This is a genomic window from Fibrobacter sp., from assembly GCA_024398965.1.
Classification (GTDB): domain Bacteria; phylum Fibrobacterota; class Fibrobacteria; order Fibrobacterales; family Fibrobacteraceae; genus Fibrobacter.
This window is the reverse complement of the sequence record JAKSIF010000106.1, coordinates 1-2,673: the sequence shown is the minus strand read 5'-3', so window position 1 is coordinate 2,673 and position 2,673 is coordinate 1. Positions and strand designations below refer to the sequence as shown.

At 51.1% G+C, this 2,673-nt stretch carries 3 protein-coding genes; all 3 read right to left on the bottom strand.

Features of this window, described 5'->3' with window-relative positions; genetic code table 11:
* Window positions 1-74 precede the first annotated feature (74 nt).
* Window positions 75-716 (bottom strand): hypothetical protein, encoded by a 642-nt coding sequence (locus MJZ26_14800; GenBank protein MCQ2107045.1) that lies wholly within the window; start codon window positions 714-716, stop codon window positions 75-77.
* Between the two features lie 57 nt (window positions 717-773).
* Window positions 774-1,406, bottom strand: a complete 633-nt coding sequence (tmk, locus tag MJZ26_14795) for a dTMP kinase (GenBank protein MCQ2107044.1) — start codon at window positions 1,404-1,406, stop codon at window positions 774-776.
* Between the two features lie 85 nt (window positions 1,407-1,491).
* The coding region (locus tag MJZ26_14790) for an SEC-C domain-containing protein (GenBank protein ID MCQ2107043.1) at window positions 1,492-2,673 on the bottom strand (1,182 nt) is incomplete at its 5' end.

The window sequence follows — 2,673 nt, the reverse complement described above, 5'->3', positions numbered from 1 at the left end:
TTACGCAGTTTTATCCTAACTTTAAACTGTCCAACTTTTTGGGGTCAGTTCAATTACCCGAGAGCCTTTTTCTTTTACCTTCTTGAAAACGTAAGCAGCGCATTGAAATTGAAGTCTTCAATACCGCCCTTCGCTGCAATTCCAGGACCAACAAGCCAATGCTCGCCCAGAGCCCATTGCTTACCAATCTCGAATCCAAAGCCTCCGCGGGTGTCATGCCTGCTGGCATTACCTTTAAATCCATATTGGGCCACAAACAGCGAAGCGCCAAGATAAGCATTATCCATTATGGACAACGGATTTCTGATAATGCCACGGAAGCCAAAACCAACAGACAATCGACTTATCTCCACACTTCCGTCAAATTCTTCTGTACGGCAAAATAAACAACCTTCCGATCCTTGAAAGGTTCCGTCGACGATGGTATAGCTGATGTCACCATAAAATGCCATGGCATCTTTCCAAATCCTTCCAACCTTAAATCCGAAAACAATACCCACACCATCTGCATCATAGCTATAGTCATGCGTAAACATTTCCGATAAACCATTCTGGTCGTGATAGGCAATTCCTGCAAATCCGCCACTAATATCCAGATACAAACCGCTCTTGGATTCCGTCTTCTGTGCGGCATCGGCACTGGATACATCGGCTTCCTCGGCATACGCCATCGTCAATGCCATCAATGTCAACAAAACAGCACATACTCGTTTCATGATTATAATATATAAATGATGAATAACCTAGAACAATTAAAATAAAGCAGAACTACCTTAGGCCAGCTTCGCCTTTACCAACTTGATAAGATCTGCAAAGACTTCATCGGGAGTGCGGTCGCCGTCGATAGCTTGTACGCAATCGCTGTAGTCGCGGGCTGCAGCAAGGTAACCCTGGCGAACCTTCTCGAAGAACTCTGCCTTCTCGCTTTCAAGGCGGTCGGGCGCTTCCCCGCGTTTTGCCGTGCGGGCACGGCTACGTTCTACCGTAAGGTCCAAAACCACAGTCAGTTCCGGGAAGCAGTCGCCGCAGGTCAGTTCCGTAAGGCGCAGCACCTTGTCGGCTCCAAGACCGCGGGCGTATCCCTGGTAGGCAAAGGTACTCCAGGCAAAGCGGTCCGCAATCACCACCTTTCCAGCAGCAAGTGCCGGGCGGATGATTTCCGCAATAACCTGAGCGCGGGCTGCGTTATACAGCAGCAGTTCCGTATCGTCGGACATGACACCCTTGAAGGCAGGGTCCAGCAGAAGTTCGCGGATGCGTTCGGAAATGCGGGCGCCACCGGGCTCACGAAGTTTCACAACCTCGTAGCCCTCTGCAGTCAAGGCGGCAATCAGCATGTCGATCTGCGTCGACTTGCCGGAACCGTCAATACCTTCCAGAGAAAAGAAACGCTTTGCAGTTTTCATATAACGTAGAACGAAAAACATAAAGGATAAAGGTCATGCAGAACTATTCCTACATCCCTTTATCCTTCAATCTTTATCCTATGACCTAGTCGGCGATATCCTTACCGTGGCACTTCTTGTACTTGAGGCCGGAACCGCACCAGCACATGTCATTGCGACCGATCTTGGAAGCAGCCTGCTGCTGGGCACGACGTGCAGCAAGAACGCGAGGATCGGTGAAAGTACGACGGATGGTAGGCTTCTTTTCAAGTTCTTCACCAGCGCCTTCCGGAGTGTCACCCTGAACAGACTGTACGCCGCCTTCTACATTGAAGCCGGAGTTGTCTGCAGGCTGTTCGGCGGAAGCCTCCTGTGCAGCTTCTGCAGGAGCGGCCATTTCAGCCTTCTGGTCTGCCTTGGCCTGTGCTTCTTCAGCGGCCTTGCGTTCGGCATCAATCTGTTCCTGGCTCTTGAGCTGGAGCTGGTCCGGAGAAACGCTCATGCCGTTAGGCAGCGTAATGCGGATGTTCAAAATGCGGAGAGCGGTAAGGGTTGCAATCTTTTCCATGCAGCCTTCGAACATCTTGAAGCCTTCGCTCTTGTAAACCATCAGAGGATCCTTCTGGGCGTAACCGTGGAAACGGATAGCGTCCTTCAGCTGGTCCATGGCATAAAGGTGTTCCTTCCAAACCTGGTCGATGGTCATGAGGAGGAAGCGACGTTCAATCTGGCGGAAATCCTGGTCCGGAATGATCTTGGTCAGCTTGTCGTAACGAGCCTTGCAAAGACCGATGATTTCGTCCAGAACCATTTCCGGAGTCTTGGCGGTAGCTTCTTCCAGGGTCATGTTGTATTCCATGCCCAGGGAGCGCTGCATATCCACATGCAGGTCTTCGATCTTCCAGTCTTCTGCGTAGCTCTTTGCCGGAATGTACTGAGACACCTTGATATCGATAGCGTCTTCAATACGGTTCATGATTTCTTCACGGATGTCTTCACCGTTCAAGATACGACGACGGAGACCGTAAATCACCTTACGCTGTTCGTTCATCACGTTATCGTAGTCCAGCAAGTGCTTACGGATATCGAAGCTCTGGCCTTCCACGCGGCGCTGTGCACCACGGATGGAGCGGGACACGATAGGATGGGTAATCACTTCGTCTTCACCTACACCGAAACGGCTCATGAGATTCTTGACGTTGTCGCCACCGAAGATACGCATCAGGTTGTCATCCAGAGACAGGAAGTACTGGCTGGAACCCGGGTCACCCTGACGGCCGGAACGACC

Coding starts and splice junctions, on each gene's coding strand:
- MJZ26_14800 (MCQ2107045.1), bottom strand. CDS start 716: ATGAAACGAGTATGTGCTGTTTTGTTGACATTGATGGCATTGACGATG.
- tmk (MCQ2107044.1), bottom strand. CDS start 1,406: ATGAAAACTGCAAAGCGTTTCTTTTCTCTGGAAGGTATTGACGGTTCC.